Consider the following 25,360-nt stretch of genomic DNA (forward strand, 5'->3'; position numbering starts at 1 on the left):
GGCATGACCGAAAACCAGACACTTGCCAGACCGGAAGCTGCCGGCCCTTTCCTCGTGGCCGCGCTTTATCATTTTGCCCGTTTCGAACGCTGCGAAAGCTTCCGTGAGCCGCTGCAGGCGCTTTGCGACGAGAACGGCATCAAGGGCACGCTGCTGCTCGCCCGCGAGGGCATCAACGGTACGGTAGCAGGAACCGACGAGGCAATCGCCAGGCTGCTCGCTTACCTGCGCGCCCAGCCGGAGTTCGCGCATCTGGAGCACAAGGAAAGTCGCGCTTCGAAGATGCCCTTCCTGCGCATGAAGGTGCGCCTCAAGAAGGAAATCGTCACCATGGGCGTCGACAACATCGACCCCAACCGCATCGTCGGCACCTATGTCGACCCGAAGGACTGGAATTCGCTGATTTCCGATCCCGAGACGATCGTCATCGACACGCGCAACGATTACGAGACGGCGATCGGCATCTTCAAGGGCGCGGTCGATCCGCAGACCAAGACCTTCCGCGAGTTTCCGGACTGGGTCCGCAACAATCCCGGCCTGCACAACAAGCCGAAGATCGCTATGTATTGCACCGGCGGCATTCGCTGCGAAAAGGCCACGGCCTTCATGAAGGAACAGGGCTTCGACGAGGTCTACCACCTCAAGGGCGGCATCCTGAAATATCTGGAGGAAGTGCCGGCCGAAGAAAGCCTGTGGGAAGGCGCGTGTTTCGTGTTCGACGAGCGCGTGTCCGTCGAGCATGGCCTGAAGGAAGGCAACCACAAGCTCTGCCACGCCTGCCGCAATCCGATTACGGTCGAAGAGGTGACCTCACCGCTCTACGAGGAAGGCGTGTCCTGCTCGAAGTGCTACCACACCCGCACCGAAGAAGACCGGCTGCGCTACCGCCAGCGCCAGCACCAGATCGCGCTCGCCAAGAAGCGCGGCGAAAAACATATCGGCAGCTGATTGGCTGAAACTGAGCCGGGCGGACCTGGTCAGGCTGCGCCCGCTTCTCCCTCGGAGCGCTTGCGGTACAGCGCGTCGACCTCCTGCGCCGTCATAGGCTTGCCGAACAGATAACCCTGCAGTTCATCGCAACCGCTGAGCTTCAGCGCGACCGCCTGATCCTTGGTTTCGACACCTTCGGCAGTGACCGGGATATCGAGCGAGCGAGCAAGCGAAACGGTAGCGTGCAGCATGTCGACTGCACGGCTTCCCTCGGCGAGCGCATGCACCAGCGACTTGTCGATCTTCATTCGGTCGAAACCGAACTGGCGAAGGTAGCCGACGCTCGAGAAGCCGGCGCCGAAATCGTCGAGCGCGATCTTCACGCCGAGCTGCCGCAGCTTGGCGAGCGCGCCACGGGCACGCTCCGGGTTCTGGATGAAATAACCTTCCGTCATCTCCAGCGTGACGCGCGAAGGCTTGGTCCCGGTCTTGCGGAACACGGAACCGACATGGACGGCGAAGGCCGGATCGCGGAACTGGCCGGGCGAGATGTTGACCGCAAGCTTCAGCTCCGGCCAGGCGGCGATCGTCTCGCAGGCCCGGTGCAGCACGAAGAGGCCGAGCTGGTCGATCAAGCCGGTAGATTCCGCGATCGGAATGAAGACGTCCGGGGAGACGTAGCCGTAACCTGGACGATCCCAGCGGCAAAGCGCTTCCAGCCCGACCAGCCGCCACGTACCGGCCTCGACGACCGGCTGGTAGAGCACCGTGAGCTCGCGCCGTTCGATGGCGATCCGCAGGTCGATCTCGAGCTTGTTGCGCTCCTCGCGCTCGGCATCCATCTCCTTGCGATAATATTCGGCGCGGCCACGGCCGGTTTCCTTTGCGCGGTACATCGCCATGTCGGCGCGGCGCACGAGTTCCTCGCCCGAGACCTTGCCACGGATCGAGACCGCAATGCCGATCGAGGTGCCGATCGTCGCAACCCGCTCGCCGATGATGAAAGGTTCATCGAAGAAGCCAAGGATGCGGTCGCTGAGTTCATCCGCCAGGCGCCCGACCTCGATGCCCTGGATGGCAATGGCGAATTCATCGCCGCCGACACGCGCCAGCACGTCCCGTTCACCGACGAGTGCCCTCAGGCCCGCTGCCACGCCACGGATCAGCTGGTCGCCGGTGCCATGGCCATAGGCGTCGTTGACTTCCTTGAAGCCGTCGAGATCGAGATAAAGCAGCGCGACATTGGTGCCGCGGCTTTGCGCCTCGGTGACCAGTTCATCGAGCGACAGGAAAAAACCGGTGCGGTTGAGGAGACCGCTGAGGCGATCGCGCATCGCCAGATGCCGCGCCGCCGCCTCGTCTGCCTTGAGCTTCTTCAGCGTATTGCTGCCGCCCACCACCAGCAGCAGGAAAAACAGCCCGACCATCGCGAGCGCATAATAAACGAGCGGCTTCACCTCCACGTAACCGAGGTTGCCGGGCAGCCGTGAATCCCAGGTCAGCCGCGCCAGCATCTGACCGTGCCGGTTGCGGATCTCGACGGCCTTCGAGGTGACGTCGTCTTCACCGGCGAGGCGCAGCCCATCGACGATGTAGGTGCGGCCAAGATCCTCGATCGTCGCCGCATCGAGATGGCGGGCGAAGACGAGGAAGCGGCGCGCGTCCGGCGCCACCGTCAGGCGGCCCGACTTTTCGCGCACGAGACCGATCGCGACGGCCGCCATGCCGCGCGAAGTTTGGATGAAGCCGGAAGCTTCCGGAAGCTGGTCCTTGCCGGCCGAGCTTGCCTTGTCGAACAGCGTCGACAGCGATTCATCGAAATACTGGTTTGGCGACCAGGCAGCCGGCTGGCCGTTCTCATACGTCATGATGACGTTCTGCTGGCTGTCCATGACGACCGCGACATCAAACAGGTTACTGTTGGCGGTCATGATCCCGAGATTGCTGACCATCCAGTCGGCATCGTTGTCGTAGACATAACGCGCTGCGTCGTCCCATGCGGCGTAGTCGTTGAGCGTCGCGTGCAACTGGCGTTCGAAGGTCTTGACCGCGCCGGTCGTGGTTTCCCACGAGCGCCCGTCATCGAGCCGATTGGCGTAGTCGGCAATGCGGTTCAGCGCTGTCAGGATGAAGGTCGTCACGAGGAGAACCACCACCGCGAAGGCCAGCAACATGCATGTTACAGCCAGGCGGCGGCCGATTGCACTGGACCGGCGAATTCGTGGCGGAAGAAGCCGCATGGAGTACCTCGTGGAGCAATAAAATCCTACTCCGGGATTCCTTCAGAAGCCGTTAAAGCAGAAATGGCCGGCTCTCCCGCAAGAGAACCGGCCACTTTCAAGAGTTTAGACGATAGCGTCTTAGAAGGACGGGATCAGCGCGCCCTTGAACTCTTCGTTGATGAAGGTGCGGATGCTATCGTCATGGTAGGCTTCAACCAGCGTCTTGACCCACGGAGCGTCCTTGTCTTCTTCGCGAACGGCGATGACGTTTGCGTAAGGCGACTTTTCACCTTCGATGGCGATTGCATCGGTCTTCGGGTGCAGGCCGGCTTCCATGGCGTAGTTGGTGTTGATGACGGCAGCGTCGACGTCGTCGAGCGAACGCGGCAGCTGGGCAGCGTCGATTTCGGCGAACTCGATCTTCTTCGGGTTCTCGACGATATCAGCCGAGGTGACCTTGAGGCCCGGGTTTTCCTTGAACTTGATCAGGCCCTTGCTGGCCAGAACGAGAAGCGCGCGGCCGCCGTTGGTCGGGTCGTTCGGGATGGCGACGGTGGCGCCTTCCTTCAGTTCGTCGAGGCTCTTCACCTTCTTGGAGTAAACGCCCATCGGGGTGGTGATGGTCGTGCCGACGCTGACAATCTTGAAGCCGCGGTCAGCGATCTGGTTGTCGAGGTAGGGCTGGTGCTGGAAGGAGTTGGCGTTGAGGTCGCCATCAGCAAGCGCCTGGTTCGGCACGACGTAGTCGGAGAACTCGAGGATCTCGATGTTGAGGCCCTTCTTGGCCGCAACGTCCTTCACCTTTTCCATGATCTGGGCGTGTTCGCCGGGCGTGACGCCGACCTTGATGTCTTCAGCGAGCGCCGAACCGGCAGCAAATGCGGCGAGTGCCGCAGCAACGATAAGCTTTTTCATGGGATGCTTCCTTGTCGTTTGGTTGTCAGGCCAGTCTTGGGAGGCTGGTGTTGCGGGATTTCGAAAACTCAGGTCTTGCGGTTGCGCTTGTCGAAACGGCGGGCCAGGGCATCGCCGGCGCTTTGCACGATCTGCACGAGCACGATCAGCACGACGACAACGGCAAGCATGACTTCCGGCATGAAGCGCTGGTAGCCGTAACGGATGCCGAGGTCGCCCAAGCCACCGCCGCCGACCGCGCCGACCATGGCCGAGTAGCCGATGAGGCTGACGAGGGTCATCGTGATGGCAAGCGTGATGCTGGGGCGTGCTTCCGCAAGCAGAACCTTGAAGACGATCTGCATCGGGGTGGCGCCCATGGCGCGGGCAGCCTCGATCAGCCCCTTGTCGACTTCGCGGATTGCCGCTTCGACCAGACGCGCAAAGAAGGGGATGGTTGCGATGGTCAGCGGCACGATGGCGGCATAGGTGCCGATCGAGGTGCCGGTGACAAAACGGGTGAACGGGATGATCGCCACCACGAGGATGATGAACGGCGTCGAGCGCGTTGCGTTGACGATAGCGCCGAGGATGCGGTTGGCAATCGGGGCCGGAAAGAGTTCGCCCTTGCCGCTGGTGGCAAGGAAGATGCCGATCGGCAGGCCGATCAGCGATCCGATCAGGCCGGCGATCACCACCATCTGCAGCGTCTGGCCGAGCGACTTGGTGAGCAGGCCGATGAGCATATCAAGCGACATAACCGAGCACCTCCGTGGAAAGGCCGCTTTCGGCATAAAAACGGTTGGCGCGCTCCACCACCGCAGGCTCGGCGGGGTAAGCGACCACGAGCGAGCCATAGGGTTCGCCGGCAATCTCTTCGATGCTGCCGGCCAGGATGTTCACATCCGCGCCAAGCTCAGCCACCAGGCGGCCGGTAAGCGGCTGGAACGCCGTATCGCCGAAGAAGATAAGCCGCACGAGGATCCGGTCGCCGGCGCCGGGCTGCGGTTTCATGCTGCCACGGATCCATTCCGGCAGCTGCGTGCCGAGCGACGCCGAGAGCAACGAGCGCGTCGTTTCATGCCTGGCGCCAGTGAAGACGTCAAAGGTCCGGCCCTGTTCGACGATCTTGCCGCGATCGATCACCGCGACATGCGAGGCAATGGTCTTCACCACTTCCATCTCATGGGTGATCAGCAGAACGGTGAGCCCGAGCTCCGCGTTGATCTGCTTGAGGAGCGCCAGGATCGACTGGGTGGTTTCCGGGTCAAGCGCCGAGGTCGCCTCATCGGAAAGCAGCAGCTTGGGCGAGGTGGCGAGTGCGCGGGCAATGCCAATGCGCTGCTTCTGGCCACCCGACAGTTCCGAGGGATAGCGGTCGGCCTTGTCGCCGAGTCCGACGAGATCGAGCAGCGGCCCAACCTTGGCGCGGATCTCGTTTCTGTCGACGCCGGCGATCTCGAGCGGCAGCGCGACATTGTCAAAGGCCGTGCGCGAGGAAAGGAGGTTGAAGTGCTGGAAGATCATGCCGACCTGGCGGCGCAGGTCCCGCAGGCCCGTTTCCGACAGGCTGCCGACCTCCACGCCGTCGACGACGACGCGGCCCGACGTTGCCTTCTCCAGCCCGTTGACGAGGCGGATGAGGGTCGACTTGCCGGCGCCGGAGCGGCCGATGATGCCGGTGATGGCACCGCGCGCCACGGAGAGATCAACGCCATCGAGTGCGGTGAACTGGTTCTCGTCGCGGCTGCTGCCGAAGCGCTTGCTTACGGATTGGAAGTCGACCATGGGCGCCTGTCCGGGCGCTCGGTCAGCCACTTGTTCGCCCACAGGGGCAGGCGCGACTGGTGTCGCAGCTAAAGGGATCGTCATGTAAGGCTCACGTTTTCAGTCTGGTCATCACGGCACAGGCGCCGGGCATGTCATGCAGCCAGGCAGCACATTCGATGACAGTTGACTTTCCGGAGCATCTAATTCGGCTTTCACTAAAGAACAAGAAGTTTAACGGCCGCATAGATGCCCCGCCCCAATCGGTTTTGACAGGGACAGTATTTCAATTATCGGGCAGAACGAGAAAAACGTTCCAAGTTCTTCGCGGTCAGCCCGGCTTGTGGTTCCCCCGCGGGAATTCAGCGGCCAGCTGGCGGTACCACTTGCCGCTTTTCTTCACCGTCCGCTCCTGCGTCTCATAGTCAACATGAACGAGGCCGAAGCGCATGCGGTAACCTTCCGCCCATTCAAAATTGTCCATCAGGCTCCAGGCGAAGTAGCCCTTCATCGGGTAGTTGTCGACGATGAGGTCGGCAACGACGGACAGGTGCTCGACATAATAGTCGAGGCGCGGCTGGTCATCCACCTCCCCGTCGACCACCTCCATGTTGTAGCAGGCGCCGTTTTCGGTGATGTAGCAGTCCGGCAGATCGTAGCGGCGGTAAAGGTCTTCAACGAGAAGCTTCAGGCCCGGCGAATAGACTTCCCAGCCGATATCCGTCTTCACGTCGCTGACCGGCTTGGCATCCACCGTCCAGGGGAAGTCGCCGGAACGGGCGTAATCGTCGGCGACGCGCATCGGCGTGTAATAGTTGAGGCCCCACCAATCGAGCTTCTGGCTGATGATCTTCAGGTCATCCTCTTCCACGGCGGGCATGCGCGCCCCCAAGGCCTCGTGGAACTGGTCGGGATACTTGCCCTTGAAGACCGGATCGAAGAAGGCGCCGTTGTGGAACTGGTGGGCGCGTTCGGCCGCTGCCTGGTCTTCCGGTTTATCGGAAGCCGCGATGACCGAGTGCGCATTCAGGACCAGGCCGACCGGCACGTCCGGCGCGATGTCACGGATCTGCGCCACGCCGAGGCCATGCGCCAGGTTGACGTGGTGCATGGCGGCAAGGGCCGCCCGCATGTTGCGTTCGCCCGGGGCATGGATGCCGTAGAGGTGGCTCAGCCACACGATGCACCAGGGTTCGTTGAAGGTCGCGACCGCATCGAGCCGGTCACCAAGTCGCTCCATCACCACCTTGGTGTAACGTTCGAAGGCATGCGCGGTGGACCGTGCCGTCCAGCCACCATCACCCATCAGCGAAAGCGGCAGGTCCCAGTGGTAGAGCGTCGCATAGGTCTTGATGCCGCGCGCCTTGCAGCCGTCGATCAGACGGTCGTAGAAATCCAGGCCCTTTTCGTTGATGCGGCCGGTGCCTTCCGGAACGATCCGAGGCCAGGCGATCGAAAACCGATAGGCTTCGACACCCATGTCCTTGATGAGGTCGAGATCCTCTTCCCAGCGATTGTAGTGGTCGCAGGCGACATCGCCGTTATGGCCCTGGAAGACACGGCCCGGCATGTTGGAAAATGCATCCCAGATGGAGGGCTTGCGGCCATCCGCCTTCGTCGCCCCCTCGATCTGGAAGGAGGCCGTCGCCACGCCCCACAAAAAGTCGCCGGGGAAGCGGGTTGCAAACTGGTTGGGATCGGGTGTCTTGGTCATGACCTGGCCAGCCTTTCAGGATTTCGCCCAATGGGGGCCTCTTGCGACGGCGATGTAGCCGAGGCGCCAGTGGTTGTACAGCGCAAGAGGCGCAATGCTGGCTTGCCCACGGGGCGCGGGTCGCGCAGGATCTCGAGCGACCCGGCGCGTGCAAAACCCGTGGGCCAAAGCCGGGGCCTAGAGCTTGACCCAGGCGCCGTTCTTCTTCGAAGACGCAACGCAGGCCTCGACGAAGGCCACGCCCTTCACGCCATCGTCCACCGTCGGATAGATGACGTCCTTGTCGAGCTTGGCGCCCTTCTTGGCGGCGTTGATGGCGCGCGCGGCTTCCGTGTAGATCGTCGCGAAGGCCTCGAGATAACCTTCCGGGTGACCTGACGGGATGCGCGACACGCGTCCTGCGGCGGCACCGGCGCCGGCACCATTGCGGGTGATGAGCCGCTTCGGCTCGCCGAACGGCGTGAACCACAGGTAGTTCGGGTTTTCCTGGCACCATTCGATGCCGCCCTTTTCGCCATAGACCCGAAGCTTCAGGCCGTTTTCGTTGCCCGGCGCCACTTGGCTGCACCACAGCATGCCCTTGGCTCCACCATCGAAGCGCAGCATGACATGTGCGTTATCGTCCAGCCGGCGGCCGGGAACGAAGCTGTCGAGATCGGCCGCGAGGCTCGTCAGCGTCAGGCCAGTCACGAAGCAGGCAAGGTTGTAGGCATGCGTGCCGATATCGCCCGTGGAGCCACCCGCACCCGACTGAGCCGGATCGGTGCGCCAAACGGCCTGCTTGGCGCCCGTTTGCTCGGCGGCTTCCGTCAGCCAGTCCTGCGGATATTCCACCTGCACGACGCGGATCTTGCCGAGATCGCCGTTGGCGACCATTTCGCGCGCCTGCCGCACCATCGGGTAACCGGTGTAGTTATGGGTGAGGATGAAGAGCGCCTTGCTCTCGTCGGCTACCTTCTTCAGCTTCTTGGCGTCCGCGAGGTTCGAGGTCAGCGGCTTGTCGCAGATGACGTGGATGCCGCGGCGCAGGAACTCCTTGGCCGCTTCGTAATGCACGTGGTTCGGCGTCACGATGGACACGGCCTCGATGCCGTCCTTCAGCCGCGCTTCGCGGATGGCCATCTCCTTGTAGGAGCCATAGGTACGCGACGGATGAAGCCCGAGGTCGCGGCCCGAGGCGATTGCCTTTTCCGGTGTGGAGGACAATGCGCCGGCAACGAGATCAAACTGATCGTCGAGCCGTGCGGCCATTCGGTGCACCGCGCCGATAAAGGCGCCCTGCCCGCCGCCAACCATTCCAAGCCGGATGCGCGGCTCGCGTGCCTGTTCGTCCTTGCCTTCGATAGCCATCGTGTTCTCCCTTTCGCTGCGCAACCGAAGTTGCTCTTAACTTTGCCTCATCGGCGTATTAGTCTTTGGCCTCACCCACAGAAGGATGCCCTGGCAGTGAACATCTAGGACCCGCCTCCACCGAGGAGGCTTCAACACCAAGCCCTTGCCGTCGCGCCTCAAGCGCCGCGGACCCTCCTCCGTTGAAAGGTCCCATCATGCCATTGCTCCATGCGGACGCCATCCATCCCATCACGCTTGCCAACGGGACCACCGTCAAAGGCACCGTCCACCTCAACCGGGTGATCAAGCATCCGCGCATCACCGTTGGCGACTACAGTTATTATTCGAGCTTCGACGAGCCGGCGGACGTCGCCGGTACGATCGCGCCCTATCTTTACCCCTTCAGCCGCGAGACGCTGGTGATCGGCCCCTTCGTACAACTGGCGCATGGGGTGAAGTTCATCACGAGCTCGGCCAACCACCCGATGCAGGGCTTCAGCTGCTACCCCTTCCGGATCTTCAAGCCACATACCATGGCCGATTATGCCGACCTTCCGGCCAGGGACACGGTGGTCGGCCCGGATGTCTGGATCGGCTACGGCAGCCTGGTGATGCCCGGCGCCACGATCGGCGCCGGCTCGATCATCGCGGCCGGTTCGGTCGTCACCGGTGATGTCGCGCCCTACAGCATCGTTGGCGGCAACCCGGCCAAACTGATCCGCCGGCGGTTTACCGAGGATGTGATCGATGAGCTTCTCGCCATCGCCTGGTGGGACTGGCCGATCGACCGGATCGAGGCCGCGCTGCCGGCAATCGAGGGCGGCGACCTTGCCGCCCTGAAAGCCGGCTGAGCCTGTCACAGACCCAGCATCCGGCGGTTTGCGGCCTCGTCCGTGCCGCCTGATGCGAAGTCGTCGAACGCCTTCTCGGTCACGCGGATGATATGCGCGCGGACGAATTCGGCGCCTTCGCGGGCTCCGTCCTCGGCGTTCTTCAGTGCGCATTCCCATTCCACGACAGCCCAACCGTCGAAGTCATTGGCGGCCATCTTGGAGAAGATCGCACCGAAATCGACCTGGCCATCGCCCGGCGAGCGGAAGCGGCCGGCGCGGTTCACCCAGCCCTGGTAACCGCCATAAACGCCCTGCCGACCAGTCGGGTTGAATTCCGCGTCCTTGACGTGGAACATCTTGATCCGGTCCTTGTAGATGTCGATGTTGTCCAGGTAATCCAGGCACTGCAGCACGTAGTGCGACGGATCGTAGAGCATGTTGGCGCGGCTGTGGTTCTTCACCCGCTCGAGGAACATCTCGAAGGTCACGCCGTCGTGCAGGTCCTCGCCCGGATGGATTTCATAGCAGACGTCGACGCCGCACTCTTCCGCATGGTCGAGGATCGGCGTCCAGCGGCGGGCGAGCTCGTCAAACGCAGTTTCGACAAGACCTGCCGGGCGCTGCGGCCAGGGATAGATGAAGGGCCAGGCAAGCGCGCCGGAGAAGGTCGCATGCGCCTTGATGCCGAGGTTCTTCGAGGCCGACAGCGCCATCTTCACCTGGTTGACGGCCCATTCCTGGCGGGCCTTCGGGTTGCCACGCACTTCCGGAACGGCAAAGCCGTCGAAGGCTTCGTCATAGGCCGGGTGGACGGCGACCAGCTGGCCTTGCAGGTGGGTGGAAAGTTCAGTGACCTCGATGCCGTTCTGGCGCGCCACGCCGGCAAACTCGTCGCAATAATCCTTGGACTCGGCCGCCTTCTTCAGGTCGATCAGCTGGCCGGCCCAGGTCGGCACCTGGACGCCTTCGTAACCCTTGTCGGCTGCCCATTTGGTGATGGCGTCCCAGGAGTTGAACGGCGCGGCATCTCCCGCGAATTGGCCGAGGAAGATGGCAGGGCCCTTGATCGTCTTCATGAAAACCTCCGTGATATTGTCGCTCGGACGGGGGCCTGCCCCTCATCCGCCTGCCGGTACCTTTTCCCCAGAGGGAGAGGCACGATGTGGCACCCTGCGGTTTTCGACCATATGCGCCGCGCAGGGCACGTCCCCTCCCCCGCATGACGCGGGGAAAGGGTTTCAAGTGATAAGCGATCCGGTTCTGGAGATCAGAACGGAGAGTCGGGGAAGTAGAAGTCCTTGGCGTTGTCCTTGGTCACCAGGGTTGCGTCCAGGATGTAGTTTCCGCTGACTGGAACCTGATCATAGAAGTTGCCCGCGGTGAGCTGCATGGCAGTCGCCACCATTGCCGGCGGATACAGAACGTCGACCGGGATCATCTTGTCGCCGTCCATGACGCGCTTGACCATGTCCTTGGAGCCGGCGCCGCCCACGACATACTGAATGTCGGTGCGCTTGGCCTGTTCGATGGCTTCCAGCACGCCGACGGCCATGTCGTCGTCCTGGCACCAGACAACGTCGATCTTCGGGTGCTTGGTCAGGAAGTCCTGCATCACCTTGAAGGCGTCGTCGCGGCTCCAGTTGCCGAACTGGCGATCGAGAACCTTGACGTTGGAGCCTTCAATGCCCTTGTCGAAGCCGTCCTGGCGCTGCTGGTCGATCGGGATCGGCAGGCCGCGGATGACGACGACCTGTGCGTCCGGCGTGGTTTCGGCAATGTACTTGCCGGCGACTTCGCCGAGCGCCGGGTTGTTGCCGGCGACGTAGAGGTCGCGGATCGAGTTGTCGTTGACCGAAGGCGCGCGGTCGACGAGGGCGACGAACGTGCCCGCGTCCTTCACGTCCTTGATGGAGTTGACGAGCTGGTCCGGATCGGTCGGCAGGATGACGAGAGCGTCAAGGCCCTGTACGGAAAGGTCCTGCACGGCGTTGGCCTGGCTTGCGGCGTCCGGCGAGGTCTTGACGATGACGTTGAGGCCCGGATGCTCCTGCATCAGAAGCTTGGCGACGCGCTCGGCGTGGTAAACGACGCCGGCGGTCCAGCCATGGTCGGCGGCCGGAATGGATACGCCGATGGTGACCTTCTTGTCCTGTGCCATGGCGAAGCTCGGCCCGATGGCAACCGTTGCGGCGAGCGCCGCAGCAGCCAGACCGAATGTTCTTCTACGCATTTTCTCTCTCCCATTAAAACGAGGTCTTCTAAGATGAGGACCGGACGCGACCCCTAGGCCCGGTCGATTTCACGGCTATTTGCGCATCAGCGACCTTTGGACGAGCATGGCGATGATGATGATCGCACCCTGCATGGCGCCAATCAGGTATTCGCTGATGAAGTTAGACAGGAGCAGGATATTGCCCACAACCTCAAGGATGATCGCGCCGCACACCGTCCCCCAGATGCGCCCGACGCCGCCCCGCAAGGCCGTGCCGCCGACAACGACCGCCGTGATCGCCTGCAATTCCCAGAAGCTTCCGGTGGTCGCCGAGGTGGAGCCGAGACGCGGGACGTAAAGCAGCACCGCCACGCCAACGCAAAGCCCCTGGATCACATAGGTGATCGTGCGCACCCGGTTGATGGAAATGCCGGAGTAGCGTGCTACATCCTCGTTCGAACCAACTGCCGTCACATGCCGCCCGTAGCGGGTGCGGTAAAGCACGAAGGCGCAGATCGCAGCCGTGGCGAGGATGACGATGATCGGCACCGGCACGCCGAACAACGAGCCGGAATAAAAGGGCCGATAGAGCGTGATGAGCTCGCGGTCGCGCACGGTAATCGCGCCGCCCTGGCTCAGCCAGTAGGTCAGGCCGCGATAGATCCCCATCGTGCCGAGCGTGGCGATGAACGGCTCGATCCGGCCGACAGTCGTGATGATGCCATTGAACAGACCGCAGGCTGCGCCGAGCAGCAGGGCCAAACCCATCGCCGCCAGCAGCATCAGCATCGGGTCGGCGATCTGTCCCGAATTCATGAACATGATCATCAGGCTCGCCACGAAGGCGAGCATGGAGCCGACCGAAAGGTCGAGCCCGCCGGCGGTCATCACATAGGTCGCGCCAAGCGCGATGATGGCGATGAAGGCACTGCGGGTGACGACGTTGCTGAGGTTGGCAACGGTCACGAAATTCGGGTTGGCGAAATAGCCCAGCACCAGCAGCAGGGCGAGCGCAATGAAGGGCGCAATCGCCGCCATGTCCCAGTCACGCGAGGTTTTCGGCGCCTTGGTCGGATTGCTCGGCGTATCGGTTGCAGCGGATGACATGCCTACGCAGCCTCCCCGATCTTCACGCCCGTCGCCAGCTGGACGATTTCGTTCTCGTTCATGTGCTCCCCCGTAACCTCGCCAACGATCTGACCGGACCGCATCACGAGAATGCGGTCGCAGATGCCGATCAGTTCCGGCATTTCGGAGGACACGACGATGATCGAGCGGCCCTCCTCTGCCAGCTTGGCGATGAATTTGTAGATCTGTTCCTTGTTGCCGATATCGATGCCGCGGGTCGGCTCGTCGATGATGACGACCTTCGGATCGAGCAGCATCATCTTGGCGAGCAGCAGTTTCTGCTGGTTACCACCCGAAAGCTGCCCGGCGAGGATGGACTTGTTGCCGGTGCGGATGTCGAAATCGCGGATCGCCTGGTCGAGCGCCTGGGCTTCCTTCTTCGCATCGATCTGGAACATCCCGCTGAACTTGTTGAGCGAGGCGAGCGTCAGGTTGACGAGCAGGTCCTTGGCGAGAAGCAGGCCCTTGCCCTTGCGGTCTTCCGACAGATAGGCAACGCCGGCCTTGAGGCTTGTATGGACATCGGTGAAGCTGACGGGATGCCCGTTGAAGCGCACGCTGCCGCGCCCGGAGCGCAGGCCTACGATCCCTTCCATCAGTTCCGTGCGGCCGGCGCCCACGAGGCCGGCAAAGCCGAGAATTTCGCCGCGGCGAAGCTGGAAGGAAGCGTCATGGGCAAAGCCCGGTACATCAAAATGCTCGACCTCCAGCACGGTTTCGCGCACCGTCGCCGCCTGGCGATCGGGATAAAGCTTGGCGACATCGCGCCCGACCATCAGCCGCGCCATGTCGGACGGCTGCAGCTCGCTCGCTTCATGCGAGGCGACGAGCCGGCCATCGCGCAGCACCGTCACGCGGTCGGCGATTTCCTTCACCTCGGGCAGGCGGTGGGAAATGTAAAGGACACCGACTCCCTTGGCGCGGATGTCGTTGATCACCTTCAGCAGCGCCTCGGTCTCATGCGGCGTCAGCGAGGCGGTCGGCTCGTCGAAGATGACGAGGCGATGCGGCATGAGAAGCACGCGGGCAATCTGCACGAGCTGGCGCTGGGCAATCGAAAGGCTGGACACGATGGTGCGGGGGTCGAGATCGCCGCCGAGGCCGCGGATTGCCTTTTCCGCACCCTCGTTCATGGCGCGATCATCGAGCGAAAGCCCCTTCCGGATCTCGCGCCCCAGATAGATGTTCTGCGCCACCGTCAGGTCCGGCGCGAGAAGGATCTCCTGGTGCACCAGGACGATGCCGTGGTTCTCGGCGTCGACCGGCCCCGAGAAGCTTACAACCTCGCCATCCATGCGCATCTCGCCGCGGGTCGGCGGCTGGTTACCGGCAAGGATCTTCATCAGCGTGGACTTGCCGGCGCCGTTTTCACCGATGATGGCATGCACTTCGCCTGCACGCACGGTGATGTTGATGTCCTTCAGGACCTCAACCACGCCGAACGTCTTTGAAAGGCCCATCGCCTCCAGGAGCGGAGACCCGGCGGGAGCAGGAACGTCTTTCATCGTGGCTCACCCGCAACAGGGAAGGCGCGCGCGACGGCTCGCCCCGCGCAAACGTCACGGACAGACTCTGGCATATGAAAACGCACGCAAACTCCTCCCGGCCAAAAAGCTAGCGCAGTTTTTGAGGTACGTAAAGCAACAACTGGTCGTCCCTCCCCGCAAACCCTCACTTATCCGCAGGCGGGATGGGGAGACTGCGGGGTCTCCCGCAGCCTCCGTTTCCTGAACCGCTTAGACGTAGCGGTTGACGACGTTCTCCAGGTATTCCTGGCGGCCGGAGCGCGGCTCGGGATTGATGTTTTCCCGTTCCACCATGGCGGCGATGTCGTCCAGCTTGTATTCGCCACGCAGCATCTTCTGGGCTTCCGGGCTGTTCCAGCCGGCGTAACGCTCTTCGAGCGGCTTCGAGAGCGCGCCTTCCTCGACCATGCGGGCCGCAGCCTTCAGGCCGCGGGCGCAGCAATCCATGCCGCCGATATGGCCGATCAGCAGGTCCTGCGGATCGAGCGACTGGCGGCGCAGCTTGGCGTCGAAATTGGTGCCGCCGTTCTTGAAGCCGCCACCCTGCAGGATGTGGTAATAGGCGAGCGCCATTTCCGGGACGTTGTTGGGGAACTGGTCGGTATCCCAGCCGGACTGGTAGTCGTTGCGGTTCATGTCGATCGACCCGAAGATGCCAAATGCGTTGGCCATGGCGATCTCGTGCTCGAAGGAATGGCCGGCAAGGATGGCGTGGCCCTGCTCGATATTGACCTTCACTTCCTTGTCCAGCCCGTGCTTCTGCAGGAAGGCATAAACGGTCGCGACGTCGTAGTCATACTGGTGCTTGGTCGGCTCCTGCGGCTTCGGCTCGATCAGGATCGTGCCTTCAAAGCCGATCTTGTACTTGTATTCGACGACGAGGTTGAGGAAGCGGCCCATCTGGTCGAGCTCGCGCGACAGGTCGGTATTGAGAAGGGTCTCGTAGCCTTCCCGACCACCCCACAGCACGTAGTTGGAACCGCCGAGGCGCTTGGTGGCGTCCATGCAGGTCTTCACCGTCGCCGCGGAGAAAGCGAACACATCCGGATCCGGATTGGTGGAAGCGCCGGCCATGAAGCGGCGGTGCGAGAAGAGGTTCGCCGTACCCCAGAGAAGCTTCACGCCCGTCTCGGCCTGCTTCTTTTCAAAGTAGTCGACGATCTCGTTGAGGTTCTTCGTGTTTTCGGCAAATGTCTTGCCTTCGGGGCGAACGTCGGCGTCATGGAAGCAGTAGAAGGGTGCGCCGAGCAACTGGTAGAATTCGAAGGCGACATCTGCCTTCACCTTCGCCGCCGCCATGCTGTCCTCGAACCACGGGCGCTGGAAGGTCTGGCCACCGAAGGGGTCACCGCCCGGCCAGGTGAACGTGTGCCAATAAGCAACCGCAAAACGCAGATGGTCTTCCATCCGCTTGCCCGCGACGACTTCGTCCGGATTGTAGAAGCGGAAGGCGAGCGGATTGGTGCTGTCCGGGCCTTCGTATTTGATCTTCTGGATATCGCCAAAAAAGCCAGTGCTCATGATATTCCTCCTTAGATATCTGAAGTAGTTGGTCGCGGGTGTGGCCCCCTCATCCGCCTGCCGGCACCTTCTCCCCGCGGGGGAGAAGGTGGCCCCGAAGGGCCGGACGAGGGGGCTCCTAACTCAATGTCCAATCGTACGGATCGCGGGATAGGCGGCACGGTAGCGGGCATAGGCAGCCTCGTATGCCTCGCCATGGCTTGTCACCGGATCGATGGTTTCTTCCGTTTTCGGAGCCGAGCAGACGGCAACCGGATCGGCGCCCGTCGCCGCAATCAGTCCAAGGCGCGCTGCACCGAAGGCTGCACCGAAATCACCGTCGGCCGGAATATCGACCGGCACGCCGAGCGCCGTCGCAATCGACGCCAGCCAGTAGCGCGACCGCGAGCCGCCGCCGATGGCGGTGACGCGGGAAATCGACGTACCCGCAGACTTCAGCGCCTCGAGGTTGTCGCGAATTGCGAAGGTGACGCCTTCGAGCACCGCCTGGGTCAACACGACGCGGCTGCTTTCATGCCCCAGTCCGATGAACGAGCCGCGGATGACGGCGTCGTTGTGCGGTGTCCGTTCGCCGGAAAGATACGGCAGGAAGGTGACGCCGGTCGGCGCCTTCAGCGTATCGCCCAGTTCCTGCGCCAGCTCGGCGGCGGATTTGCCGGCGATATGCGAATACCAGTTGAGAGCATCCGTCGCGGACAGGATGACGCCCATCTGGTGCCAGGTCTTCGGCAGCGCATGGCAGAAGGCGTGGACCGCGCTCTCCGGCTTCGGCAGGTACGAGGCGTTGGCGGCAAACAGCACGCCCGAGGTGCCGAGCGACACGAAGGCATTCCCTTCGGCAACCGTACCCATGCCGCAGGCGGATGCGGCATTGTCGCCTGCCCCACCGGCCACGATGACATCGCCCGGGATGCCCCAGGCCGACTTCAGCTCACCACGCAGCATGCCCGCCTGCTCGGTACCTTCCACGAGCTTCGGCATCTGGTCTTCGGAAAGATCGGTTGCGGCGAGCAACTCGCTTGACCATTTGCGGGCGCCGGTATCGAGCCAGGAAGTGCCGGCCGAATCCGACATTTCGGAAATGTGCTCGCCCGTCAGCCAGAGGCGCAGGTAGTCCTTCGGCAGCAGCACCTTGGCCACCTTGGCAAAAATCTCCGGCTCGTTGTTCTTCACCCAGGCAAGCTTCGGCGCGGTGAAGCCGGGAAACACGATATTGCCGGTGAGTTTGCGGAAGATCGGGTTGGCATCGAGTTCCGCCGCCTCACGGAAGGAACGCGTGTCGTTCCACAGAATGCACGGCCGCAGGACCTTGTCATCGGCATCGAGCAGCGTGGCGCCATGCATCTGTCCGGACAGGCCGATCCCCTTCACGGCCGCGAGCTGCTGCGGGAACTTCGCCTTCAGCCCGGCGACTGCCTCTTCCGTCGCCCGGATCCAGTGTGCCGGATCCTGCTCCGACCAGCCGGAATGCGGGCGCGAGACGTCGAGCGAACCGCTGGCCGAGCCGATGATCTTCTGATCGCCGTCGATGAGCATGGCTTTGACACCGGACGTGCCGAGATCGAGACCAAGATACATGGTGTTTCTCCTAATCCTCCGCCTTCACGGCAGATTGTCCTTCAAGAATATGTCAATGCGGATGCGCTCCTGGGCCTCGATCACCGGCAGCCCGTCGGCCTTCGCTTTCAGCACGCGCACGGCGCTGCGCACCTCATGGCCCGCATCCTGGTTGAGAACGGCATCGATGATGCCCTCCCCGAGTGCGGCGCGGGTGGCGTCCGTCAGGTCATGGGCAACCACAACCGGCCGCGCCTCCAAAGGGACCTTGCGCAGCACGCGGAGCAAGCCGCGGTTACCGCCGCCGAGGCTGTAGATGCCGGCGATATCCGGCGTCACTTCGAATGCTTCGGAGACCTTTTCCTCGACGAGCGCGCTGTCGTCGCGGCCTTCGATTACTGGCAGAACGCGGAGATTGGGATAGGCTTCCGCCATGACCGCAAGAAACCCTTCAACGCGCTCGCGGTGGTCGCGCACCAGCATCGAGCCCGCCAGCACCGCGACCTTTGCCTCTCGGCCGCTCAGGAAGCGCCCCAGCAGGCTGCCGGCGGTGCGTCCGGCGGCAATGTTGTCGATGCCGGCATAATGATCACGCGACGAGGCCGGCAGGTCGGAGACCAGCGTTACCATCGGCACGCCCGCCTCGTTCAGCTTGGCGGCAATTTCCCTCACTTCCGGGGCGTCGATCGCCACGAAGGCGACGCCGTTCGGCTTGTCCGCCAGAACCTCTTCCAGTGCTGCCACGAGTGCATGCGGATCAAAATGCGGCACGGCGACAATGCGAATTTCGGTGCGTTCGGTCGAGGCGCGTTCGCTCGCCGCCACCACCTCGCGGCGCAACCCCTTCATGAAGGAGTTGTCGTAGTCCGGCAGGATGAAAACAAAGGAATAGGTGCGGCTCTTGGCAAGATTTGCGGCCGCCAGGTCGCGCACGAAACCGAGTGCGGCAATGGCCTCCTCCACCTTGCTGCGCGTCACCGCCCGCACCCCCGGACGTCCGTTCAGCACGCGATCGACGGTGGCGAGGCTGACGCCTGCGGATCGCGCGATGTCGTGGACTGTGGGCTTCATGCGTTCCTCCGCAGGAGGTGGTAGCGCAGAATCTGAGGTACGTAAATCAGAAAACTGGCCGGTTGGAACATTTGCAAAGAAAAAGGGCCGTCACTTGCGTGGCGGCCCTTCTCCGGCGGTGGAATGTGTTCTCGCGGTCAGTGGCCGCCGCCGCCCGCACCGGCGGGCCGAGCAGGCTTGGCGATCATGAAGACAAACAGGATCAGGCTGGCAAACAGCACTGTCAGCACCAGGAACACGTCCATGAAGGACAGGAGCCAGGCTTGCTGGGTGAGGATGCCGGAAAGCTTCTGGAGCGCCACTGCCGCGCCATCGAGCCCGAAGGAGTCGTAGTTCGCGCCGACGCTGTCGAGCCAGTTCATGGCGGCGGGGTTGCCGTAGTTCACGTGTTCTGAAAGCCGCGCATAATGCTGGTCGGAACGCTGGGTGAGCGCCGTGTTGATGATGGCAAGACCGACGGCGCCGCCAAGGTTACGGGTCAGGTTGAACAGGCCCGATGCACCCTGGATGCGATGCGGCGCAAGCGTGCCAAGCGCGATATTGCTGATCGGCACCATGCACATCATCATGCCGAAGCCGCGCAGCACCTGCGGCAGCAGGAGTTCATAAAAGTCCCAGTCTGCGGTGATCCCGGTCATCAGCCAGGTGCCGGCTGCAAACGCCGCAAAACCGATCGCCATCATCACCCGCAGGTCCATATTGTTCGACAGCTTGCCGACGATCGGCGCCGACACGAACATGGCGATGCCGGAAACGAACATGGTTTCGCCGATCATCAGCGAGTCATATCCCCGGATGCGCCCGAGATAGAGCGGGTAGAGATAGGTGAGGCCGTAAAGCCCGACGCCCATGATGAAGGAAAACAGCGAGCCGAAGGCAAAGTTGGCATTGCCGAAGGCGCGCAGTTCCACCACCGGGAACTCGACCTTGAACGCCCGCCAGAAGAAGACGACCGCGCCGAGCACGACGAAGACCGTCCCCATGACGATATGCTCGTCGCTGAACCAGTCCTTGTTGTTGCCTTCCTCCAGCACGTATTCGAGCGAGCCGAGGAAGACCGCCATGGAGGCCAGCCCCCACCAGTCGAACTTCTTGATGAGCTGCATCTGCGGCTTGTCAAAGTCGATCATCGTGAAGGTGACGGCCGTGACGATGACGCCCGGGATGATGTTGACCAGGAACAGCCAGTGCCAGGAAAAGGCGTGGCTGAGATAACCGCCGACCGTCGGGCCGATGGTGGGCGCAAGCGTTGCCACGAGACCGATCAGAGGCGAAACGATGCTGCGCTTGGATGGCGGGAAAATGGTGAAGGCTGCCGCGAAGACCGAAGGGATCATGCCACCGCCGATAAAGCCCTGAAGCGCGCGGTAGACGATCATTTCCTCGATGTTCGAGGCGGTAGCGCAGAGCGCGCTGGCGATCGTGAAGCCGGCGGCACAGATCGCAAACAGGTAGCGCGTCGAGATGATGCGGGCCAGGGTCCCCGACAGGGGGATCATGATGACTTCGGCGATCAGGTAGGAGGTCTGGACCCAGGCGATCTCATCCGAGCCGGCCGACAAGCCGGCCTGGATCTCGGCCAGCGATGCCGACACGATCTGGATGTCGAGGATCGACATGAACATGCCGAAGACCATCGCGAAGAACGCGATGAGCTTGCGGCGATCCATAGGTTGATCGTCGGGCATCGCCTGAGGCGCGCCCGCTACGGCCGTTGCCCCTGCCATGGCCGTTCTCCTTGGGTGTTAGTTCTGGGCCACGGCCGTGTTGCCGGGCGCCGTGCGCGTATCGACATCAACGACAACCGAGAGCCCTGCACGCAGGTGCTGACGTTCCAGGTCTTCCTTCGGGATCGAGATCCGCACCGGGACGCGCTGCACCACCTTGGTGAAGTTGCCGGTCGCATTTTCCGGCGGCAGCATGGAGAACACAGCGCCGGAGGCCGGAGCAATCGACTCCACCGTGCCGGTGATCGTGTGTTCCTCGTAGGCGTCGACATGGACGCGAACCTTGGAACCAGGCTGCAGATTGCCGATCTGCGTTTCCTTGTAATTGGCCTCGATATACAGCTCGCTCAGCGGAACCAGTGATGCGAGGCGCTTGCCCGCAGACACCAGATCGCCGGTCTGGACCGACAGGTTGCCGATCACGCCGTCATAAGGCGCCTTCAGCACCGTGAAGCCGAGGTCGCGCTGCGCCTGGTCACGTGCCAGTTCCTGGATGCGGATCGTATTGATCGCTTCGGCGCGCTGAGCCTTGAGGAGGCCGATATTGGCTTCGGCCGAGCTGACACCGGCCTGGCCGGCAACGAGGTTGGCCCGCGCCTGCTCCAATGCGACCTGCGCATTGTCGAGCGAGGCGGCGGTACCGACCGAGCTCTGCTGCAGGCTAGTGGCGCGCCTTTCATTGATCTCGGCGCCACGAACGGCGGCCTGAAGGGCACCTTCCTGCGCCTTCGCCTGGGCGAGTGCGGCTTCGGCGCCGGCGATCTGTGCATCGATGCGCGACACCGCAAGCTTGGCGGATTCGATTGCGGTCAGCGCCTTGCGCAGCGCCAGCTGGTAATCTTCGTCATCCAGCGTGACCAGCGGATCGCCTGCCTTCACCGCCTGGTTCTCGACCACGTTCACCTTGGCGACATAACCGGAAACCTTGGGAGAAATGACCGCAATGTCACCTTCCACATAGGCGTCGTCGGTGGAAACCATGAAGCGACCATCGGTCCACCAGCCATAGCCATACCAGCCGCCGGCACCCAGAACAGCAAGAGCGATAATGGGCAAGATGAAGCCGCGACGCTTCTTCTTTTCAGGGGCCTGATGCGCAGCGGGAGCCGCAACGGCGTCGGCTGCCGCCGGCTGCTCTTGCGCAGGCTCCTGCCGTGCCTCGGTCTCCGGACCAGCATTTTCCGTCTTTACAGCGCGAAGGGCGCTGGAATTATGAGAGGCCGTCATAGTCTCGATACCGTGTTTGGGAGCGTGATCAAATCGAACCGATCGGTTCAGTGACCTTGACATAGACCTTTCGATGCCACATATCAAGTCCAATCGAACCACGCGGTTCGAAAAGGTTAAAAAGGGCGCAACATGGCCAGCCAGAAAAGGAAACAAGAAAAAGCCGATCCCGTTCCAGCGGGGCGTTTCGCCGCGGGTGCGGATCCGGCCAAACGTGAGCAGATCATAGAAGGCGCCAAGGCTGTCTTCATGCGCCTCGGCTTCGATGCCGCCAGCATGAACGACATTACCCGCGAAGCAGGTGTCTCCAAGGGCACCATCTACGTCTACTTCGAAAACAAGGAAGCCCTGTTCGGCGCGATCGTCGCGCAGGAAAAGGAACGCATCACCCACCAGATGCGCGACATCCTCGCTGGCAGTGAGGAAGTCGAGGACGGTCTCTACCGGTTCGGCATGGGCTTCACGAGCCACATCACGGCTCCCCAGGTGATCGACGCGATGCGCACCGTGATCGGCGTCGTTGACCGGCTGCCGCGCCTCTGTCAGCACTTCTTCAATTCGCCTTCTCAGAACGTGCGAACCGTTCTGGAGGAATTCATCGAGCGCCATATCGAGCTCGGGAACCTGAAGGTGGACGACAAGGAGCTTGCAGCACGCCAGTTCATCGACATGTCGAGCGCGACCTTCTTCAAGGCGCGCCTGTTTGGCGACCTGCTGGACGTGCCGCCGGAACACGAACTTTCACGAGCAGTGAAGGGTGCGATACGCGTCTTTATGGCAGCATACGGCACGCATGACGCATCCGTGATCGCGAAAGTGCCCGAACCTGCCTGATTTCAGGCGGTCCAGGTACAACTTCATCTTGTTTTTCATCCTCCGCTTCCTAGATCGGGGCCGCATTTACGCGCTCTGATTGAGACAGGAGATATGGATGGACATTGCGGCGCTCGTAGCAGACCCGGCGGCCTGGGTAGCGCTCGTTACACTCGTGGTCATGGAAGTCGTGCTTGGCATCGACAACCTGATCTTCATTTCCATCCTGACGAACAAGTTGCCTCCCGAGCACCGGGAACGGGCACGCAAGATCGGCATCGGACTGGCGCTGATCATGCGCCTTGGCCTGCTGGGCACCGTCGCCTGGATCGTCAAGCTGACCAACCCGATCTTCGAGGCCTTCGGCCATGCCTTCTCCTGGAAGGACCTGATCCTGATCGCCGGCGGCCTGTTCCTCGTCTACAAGGCGACCAAGGAGATCCACCACTCGGTGGATGTGGTCGACCATAAGGAAGACCTGGTTGGCGCCGGCAAGGATGTCGCGCAGATGACATTCACCTCGGCGATCGGCCAGATCCTGGTCCTCGACCTCGTTTTCTCGATCGACAGCATCATCACCGCCGTCGGCATGACCCCTCACCTGCCGATCATGATCGTCGCGGTCGTGGCTGCCGTCACGGTGATGCTGGTGGCCGCAACACCGCTTGCCAACTTCATCGAGCGCAACCCGACCATCGTCATGCTGGCGCTCGCCTTCCTGCTGATGATCGGCGGCACGCTGATCGCCGAAGGGTTCGGCGTGCATGTGCCGAAGGGCTACATCTATGCGGCCATGGCGTTCTCCGCCGGCGTCGAAGCGCTCAACATGGTTGCACGCAACGCCCGGGCGAAGAAGAAGGCCGCGCAGGCGGCAAAGACGCTGCACTGAGATAGTGAGACGGTGGCGGCCGTTGCGTGACGGCCGCCACCGCTTTTTGACGCCAGCAACGTCCGTTTCCGGACATTCATCGGGCAAGCCTATCGACAGCGGAACTTCACGGGCAGATGGAAGTTGAAGAGCACTTCAACATGTTCGGCAGTTCTTGCCGATCCTGCCTGCCCGGAGCCGCATGACCCAGCCGCAGATTTTCGCCTTCGCCGTCATCGCTGCGATGATGGTCGTCTTCATCTGGGATCGCTTCCGTTATGACGTCGTCGCCTGTTGCGCCCTGATCGTGGCGGTGGTGCTTGGCGTCGTGCCGGCGGACAAGGCATTTTCCGGCTTTTCGGACGATATCGTCATCATCGTCGGCAGCGCGCTCGTGGTGAGCGCCGGCGTGGCGCGCTCGGGCATCGTCAACACCGCAATCAAGAAGTTCTTCCCGAACCTTGGCTCGGTCCACCTGCAGCTGGCGCTGCTGATGATCGTCGTTGCGGTCTTCTCCGCCTTCATCAAGAATATCGGCGCGCTGGCGATCATGATGCCGGTCGCTTTCCAGTTCGCCAAGAAGTCCGGCGTGTCACCTTCGAAATACCTGATGCCGATGTCGTTTTCGGCGCTGCTTGGCGGCCTGATGACGCAGATCGGCACCTCGCCCAATATTGTCGTGTCGCGGCTTCGCGAAGAGATGACCGGCACCTCCTTCACCATGTTCGACTTCACGCCGATGGGCGTGATCCTGACCCTTGTCGGCGTCACCTTCCTGATTTTCTTCCATTGGCTCGTCCCGAGCCGCACCAAGCAGAATTCCTCGATTGAGGATGCGATCGAGATCAAGAACTATACCTCCGAAGCCATGGTGCAGGCCGACTCCACGGTGCTGAATGGCCCGGTCAGCGAACTCCTGAAGCTCGGCGACGGCGAGGCGATCGCGACCGCCGTGCTACGCGGGACGGTGCGCATGTCGCCCTTCCCGGACCTCACCTTGCGGGAGAACGACATCGTGCTGCTCGAAGGCCCGTCCTCGGCGCTCGACCGCATCATCTCGTCCGGCAAGCTGAAGCTGTCCGGCAAGCCGCTCAAGCACAACGGCCAGCTTGCGGAAGACCTCATCTCGATCGAGGCGATCATCAGCCAGGACTCGCCGCTTAAAGGTCTGTCGGCGAAGGAGATGGCGCTTTCCTACACCCGCGGCGTCAACATCCTGGCGGTGAGCCGCCGCGGCGAACGCGTCAAGGAACGCCTGGGCTCGCTGACCCTCTCCGGCGGCGACGTGCTGGTGCTGCAGGGAACGCGTGAAAACCTTCCGCGGGTCATGCAGGACTTTGCCCTGCTGCCGCTCGCCCAGCAGGAAATCATGCTCGGCACGAAGCGCCGCGCCTTCATTCCGCTCATCATCCTGGCGCTCGCCATGGCAACGACCGCGGTCGGCCTGGCTCCGGTTGCCGTCGCCTTCTTTGCTGCGGCACTGGGAATGGTGGTCTTTCGGGTGATCCCGCTGGCCGATATCTACAAGTCCGTCGATGGGCCGATCCTGGTGATGCTGGCGGCGCTGATCCCGGTATCGGACTCGCTGAGGACGACCGGCGGCAGCGATTTGATCGCCGGCTGGCTCGGCGAAGCGGCGGCGAGCATGCCGGCCTGGGGCGCTCTTGGCCTGATCCTCGTCACCGCCATGGCCGTGACCCCGTTCCTCAACAATGCCGCGACCGTGCTGGTCATGGCGCCGATCGCCGCAAGCTTTGCGACCAATCTTGGCTTCAGGCCGGAAGCCTTCCTTATGGCCGTTGCGATCGGTGCCGGCTGCGACTTCCTCACCCCCGTCGGCCACCAGTGCAATACGCTGGTCTTCGGCCCCGGCGGCTACAAGTTCTCGGACTATCCGAGGCTCGGCCTGCCGCTGTCCTGCCTGATCGTGCTCGTCAGCATCCCCGCGCTGCTGTATGTGTGGCCCGTGAACTGACGGCGTGATTGGAGGGAGGGCTTCACCACCCGCCCCGCGACGA

20 protein-coding genes are annotated in these 25,360 nt (G+C 62.5%); 5 read left to right on the top strand and 15 right to left on the bottom strand.

Features of this window, described 5'->3' with window-relative positions:
• Positions 1-3 precede the first annotated feature (3 nt).
• Positions 4-948, top strand: coding sequence for an oxygen-dependent tRNA uridine(34) hydroxylase TrhO (gene trhO / locus CYG48_RS11395; protein ID WP_118850494.1), 945 nt, complete (start codon positions 4-6; stop codon positions 946-948).
• A 29-nt stretch (positions 949-977) separates the two neighbouring features.
• On the opposite strand, the gene CYG48_RS11400 is transcribed toward trhO, so the two are convergent.
• From CYG48_RS11400 to CYG48_RS11425, 6 genes are all read right to left on the bottom strand, one after another.
• On the bottom strand, positions 978-3,170 hold the full coding sequence (locus tag CYG48_RS11400) for a bifunctional diguanylate cyclase/phosphodiesterase (protein WP_118850495.1): 2,193 nt from the start codon (positions 3,168-3,170) through the stop codon (positions 978-980).
• Between the two features lie 120 nt (positions 3,171-3,290).
• Positions 3,291-4,067 (bottom strand): MetQ/NlpA family ABC transporter substrate-binding protein, encoded by a 777-nt coding sequence (locus CYG48_RS11405; RefSeq protein WP_118850496.1) that lies wholly within the window; start codon positions 4,065-4,067, stop codon positions 3,291-3,293.
• A gap of 68 nt (positions 4,068-4,135) precedes the next feature.
• A complete protein-coding gene (locus tag CYG48_RS11410) occupies positions 4,136-4,804 on the bottom strand; it encodes a methionine ABC transporter permease (protein ID WP_118850497.1) in 669 nt (222 codons plus the stop codon).
• Positions 4,794-5,834 carry a methionine ABC transporter ATP-binding protein gene (locus CYG48_RS11415; protein ID WP_118850498.1) on the bottom strand — a complete coding sequence of 347 codons (1,041 nt, stop codon included), beginning with the start codon at positions 5,832-5,834 and terminating at the stop codon, positions 4,794-4,796. The genes CYG48_RS11410 and CYG48_RS11415 overlap by 11 nt, the downstream gene beginning before the upstream one ends.
• A 310-nt stretch (positions 5,835-6,144) precedes the next feature.
• A complete protein-coding gene (locus tag CYG48_RS11420) occupies positions 6,145-7,527 on the bottom strand; it encodes a GH1 family beta-glucosidase (RefSeq protein ID WP_118850499.1) in 1,383 nt (460 codons plus the stop codon).
• A gap of 177 nt (positions 7,528-7,704) precedes the next feature.
• Positions 7,705-8,877: a Gfo/Idh/MocA family protein gene (locus tag CYG48_RS11425; protein ID WP_118850500.1), complete on the bottom strand. Its 1,173-nt coding sequence runs from the start codon at positions 8,875-8,877 to the stop codon at positions 7,705-7,707.
• A gap of 197 nt (positions 8,878-9,074) precedes the next feature.
• On the opposite strand from CYG48_RS11425, the gene CYG48_RS11430 reads away from it, so the two are divergent.
• A complete protein-coding gene (locus CYG48_RS11430) occupies positions 9,075-9,710 on the top strand; it encodes a CatB-related O-acetyltransferase (RefSeq protein ID WP_118850501.1) in 636 nt (211 codons plus the stop codon).
• A 5-nt stretch (positions 9,711-9,715) separates the two neighbouring features.
• Here the strand turns inward: CYG48_RS11430 and CYG48_RS11435 are convergent, their stop codons facing one another.
• From CYG48_RS11435 to CYG48_RS11475, 9 genes are all read right to left on the bottom strand, one after another.
• Positions 9,716-10,768 (bottom strand): sugar phosphate isomerase/epimerase family protein, encoded by a 1,053-nt coding sequence (locus tag CYG48_RS11435; protein WP_118850502.1) that lies wholly within the window; start codon positions 10,766-10,768, stop codon positions 9,716-9,718.
• A 191-nt stretch (positions 10,769-10,959) separates the two neighbouring features.
• Positions 10,960-11,922 (bottom strand): substrate-binding domain-containing protein, encoded by a 963-nt coding sequence (locus tag CYG48_RS11440; RefSeq protein WP_118850503.1) that lies wholly within the window; start codon positions 11,920-11,922, stop codon positions 10,960-10,962.
• 75 nt (positions 11,923-11,997) lie between these two features.
• Complete coding sequence (locus CYG48_RS11445; RefSeq protein WP_118850504.1) at positions 11,998-13,011, bottom strand: ABC transporter permease; 1,014 nt, start codon at positions 13,009-13,011, stop codon at positions 11,998-12,000.
• Positions 13,012-13,013: 2 nt separating this feature from the next.
• Positions 13,014-14,537 (bottom strand): sugar ABC transporter ATP-binding protein, encoded by a 1,524-nt coding sequence (locus tag CYG48_RS11450; RefSeq protein WP_118850505.1) that lies wholly within the window; start codon positions 14,535-14,537, stop codon positions 13,014-13,016.
• Between the two features lie 231 nt (positions 14,538-14,768).
• Positions 14,769-16,079: a xylose isomerase gene (xylA, locus tag CYG48_RS11455; RefSeq protein ID WP_118850506.1), complete on the bottom strand. Its 1,311-nt coding sequence runs from the start codon at positions 16,077-16,079 to the stop codon at positions 14,769-14,771.
• 123 nt (positions 16,080-16,202) lie between these two features.
• On the bottom strand, positions 16,203-17,657 hold the full coding sequence (gene xylB / locus CYG48_RS11460) for a xylulokinase (RefSeq protein ID WP_118850507.1): 1,455 nt from the start codon (positions 17,655-17,657) through the stop codon (positions 16,203-16,205).
• 24 nt (positions 17,658-17,681) lie between these two features.
• On the bottom strand, positions 17,682-18,707 hold the full coding sequence (locus tag CYG48_RS11465) for a LacI family DNA-binding transcriptional regulator (RefSeq protein ID WP_118850508.1): 1,026 nt from the start codon (positions 18,705-18,707) through the stop codon (positions 17,682-17,684).
• Between the two features lie 137 nt (positions 18,708-18,844).
• Positions 18,845-20,434, bottom strand: a complete 1,590-nt coding sequence (locus CYG48_RS11470; RefSeq protein ID WP_118850509.1) for a DHA2 family efflux MFS transporter permease subunit — start codon at positions 20,432-20,434, stop codon at positions 18,845-18,847.
• Between the two features lie 18 nt (positions 20,435-20,452).
• Entirely contained in the window at positions 20,453-21,661 is a 1,209-nt protein-coding gene (locus tag CYG48_RS11475; protein ID WP_118850510.1) for an HlyD family secretion protein, read from the bottom strand.
• A gap of 132 nt (positions 21,662-21,793) precedes the next feature.
• On the opposite strand from CYG48_RS11475, the gene CYG48_RS11480 reads away from it, so the two are divergent.
• The 3 genes from CYG48_RS11480 (at position 21,794) to CYG48_RS11490 (ending at position 25,317) form a co-directional block, all read left to right on the top strand.
• Positions 21,794-22,495 carry a TetR/AcrR family transcriptional regulator gene (locus CYG48_RS11480; RefSeq protein WP_118850511.1) on the top strand — a complete coding sequence of 234 codons (702 nt, stop codon included), beginning with the start codon at positions 21,794-21,796 and terminating at the stop codon, positions 22,493-22,495.
• Between the two features lie 97 nt (positions 22,496-22,592).
• Positions 22,593-23,363, top strand: a complete 771-nt coding sequence (locus CYG48_RS11485) for a TerC family protein (protein WP_118850512.1) — start codon at positions 22,593-22,595, stop codon at positions 23,361-23,363.
• A gap of 163 nt (positions 23,364-23,526) precedes the next feature.
• Positions 23,527-25,317 (top strand): SLC13 family permease, encoded by a 1,791-nt coding sequence (locus tag CYG48_RS11490; RefSeq protein ID WP_256371651.1) that lies wholly within the window; start codon positions 23,527-23,529, stop codon positions 25,315-25,317.
• Positions 25,318-25,360 lie beyond the last annotated feature (43 nt).

The organism is Neorhizobium sp. SOG26 (genome assembly GCF_003491345.1).
Taxonomy (GTDB): Bacteria; Pseudomonadota; Alphaproteobacteria; order Rhizobiales; family Rhizobiaceae; genus Neorhizobium; species Neorhizobium turbinariae.

Coding starts and splice junctions, on each gene's coding strand:
- CYG48_RS11445 (WP_118850504.1), bottom strand. CDS start 13,011: ATGTCATCCGCTGCAACCGATACGCCGAGCAATCCGACCAAGGCGCCG.
- CYG48_RS11450 (WP_118850505.1), bottom strand. CDS start 14,537: ATGAAAGACGTTCCTGCTCCCGCCGGGTCTCCGCTCCTGGAGGCGATG.
- trhO (WP_118850494.1), top strand. CDS start 4: ATGACCGAAAACCAGACACTTGCCAGACCGGAAGCTGCCGGCCCTTTC.
- CYG48_RS11410 (WP_118850497.1), bottom strand. CDS start 4,804: ATGTCGCTTGATATGCTCATCGGCCTGCTCACCAAGTCGCTCGGCCAG.
- CYG48_RS11400 (WP_118850495.1), bottom strand. CDS start 3,170: ATGCGGCTTCTTCCGCCACGAATTCGCCGGTCCAGTGCAATCGGCCGC.
- xylB (WP_118850507.1), bottom strand. CDS start 17,657: ATGTATCTTGGTCTCGATCTCGGCACGTCCGGTGTCAAAGCCATGCTC.
- CYG48_RS11465 (WP_118850508.1), bottom strand. CDS start 18,707: ATGAAGCCCACAGTCCACGACATCGCGCGATCCGCAGGCGTCAGCCTC.
- CYG48_RS11470 (WP_118850509.1), bottom strand. CDS start 20,434: ATGGCAGGGGCAACGGCCGTAGCGGGCGCGCCTCAGGCGATGCCCGAC.
- CYG48_RS11430 (WP_118850501.1), top strand. CDS start 9,075: ATGCCATTGCTCCATGCGGACGCCATCCATCCCATCACGCTTGCCAAC.
- CYG48_RS11415 (WP_118850498.1), bottom strand. CDS start 5,834: ATGGTCGACTTCCAATCCGTAAGCAAGCGCTTCGGCAGCAGCCGCGAC.
- CYG48_RS11435 (WP_118850502.1), bottom strand. CDS start 10,768: ATGAAGACGATCAAGGGCCCTGCCATCTTCCTCGGCCAATTCGCGGGA.
- CYG48_RS11440 (WP_118850503.1), bottom strand. CDS start 11,922: ATGCGTAGAAGAACATTCGGTCTGGCTGCTGCGGCGCTCGCCGCAACG.
- CYG48_RS11485 (WP_118850512.1), top strand. CDS start 22,593: ATGGACATTGCGGCGCTCGTAGCAGACCCGGCGGCCTGGGTAGCGCTC.
- CYG48_RS11405 (WP_118850496.1), bottom strand. CDS start 4,067: ATGAAAAAGCTTATCGTTGCTGCGGCACTCGCCGCATTTGCTGCCGGT.
- xylA (WP_118850506.1), bottom strand. CDS start 16,079: ATGAGCACTGGCTTTTTTGGCGATATCCAGAAGATCAAATACGAAGGC.
- CYG48_RS11475 (WP_118850510.1), bottom strand. CDS start 21,661: ATGACGGCCTCTCATAATTCCAGCGCCCTTCGCGCTGTAAAGACGGAA.
- CYG48_RS11425 (WP_118850500.1), bottom strand. CDS start 8,877: ATGGCTATCGAAGGCAAGGACGAACAGGCACGCGAGCCGCGCATCCGG.
- CYG48_RS11480 (WP_118850511.1), top strand. CDS start 21,794: ATGGCCAGCCAGAAAAGGAAACAAGAAAAAGCCGATCCCGTTCCAGCG.
- CYG48_RS11420 (WP_118850499.1), bottom strand. CDS start 7,527: ATGACCAAGACACCCGATCCCAACCAGTTTGCAACCCGCTTCCCCGGC.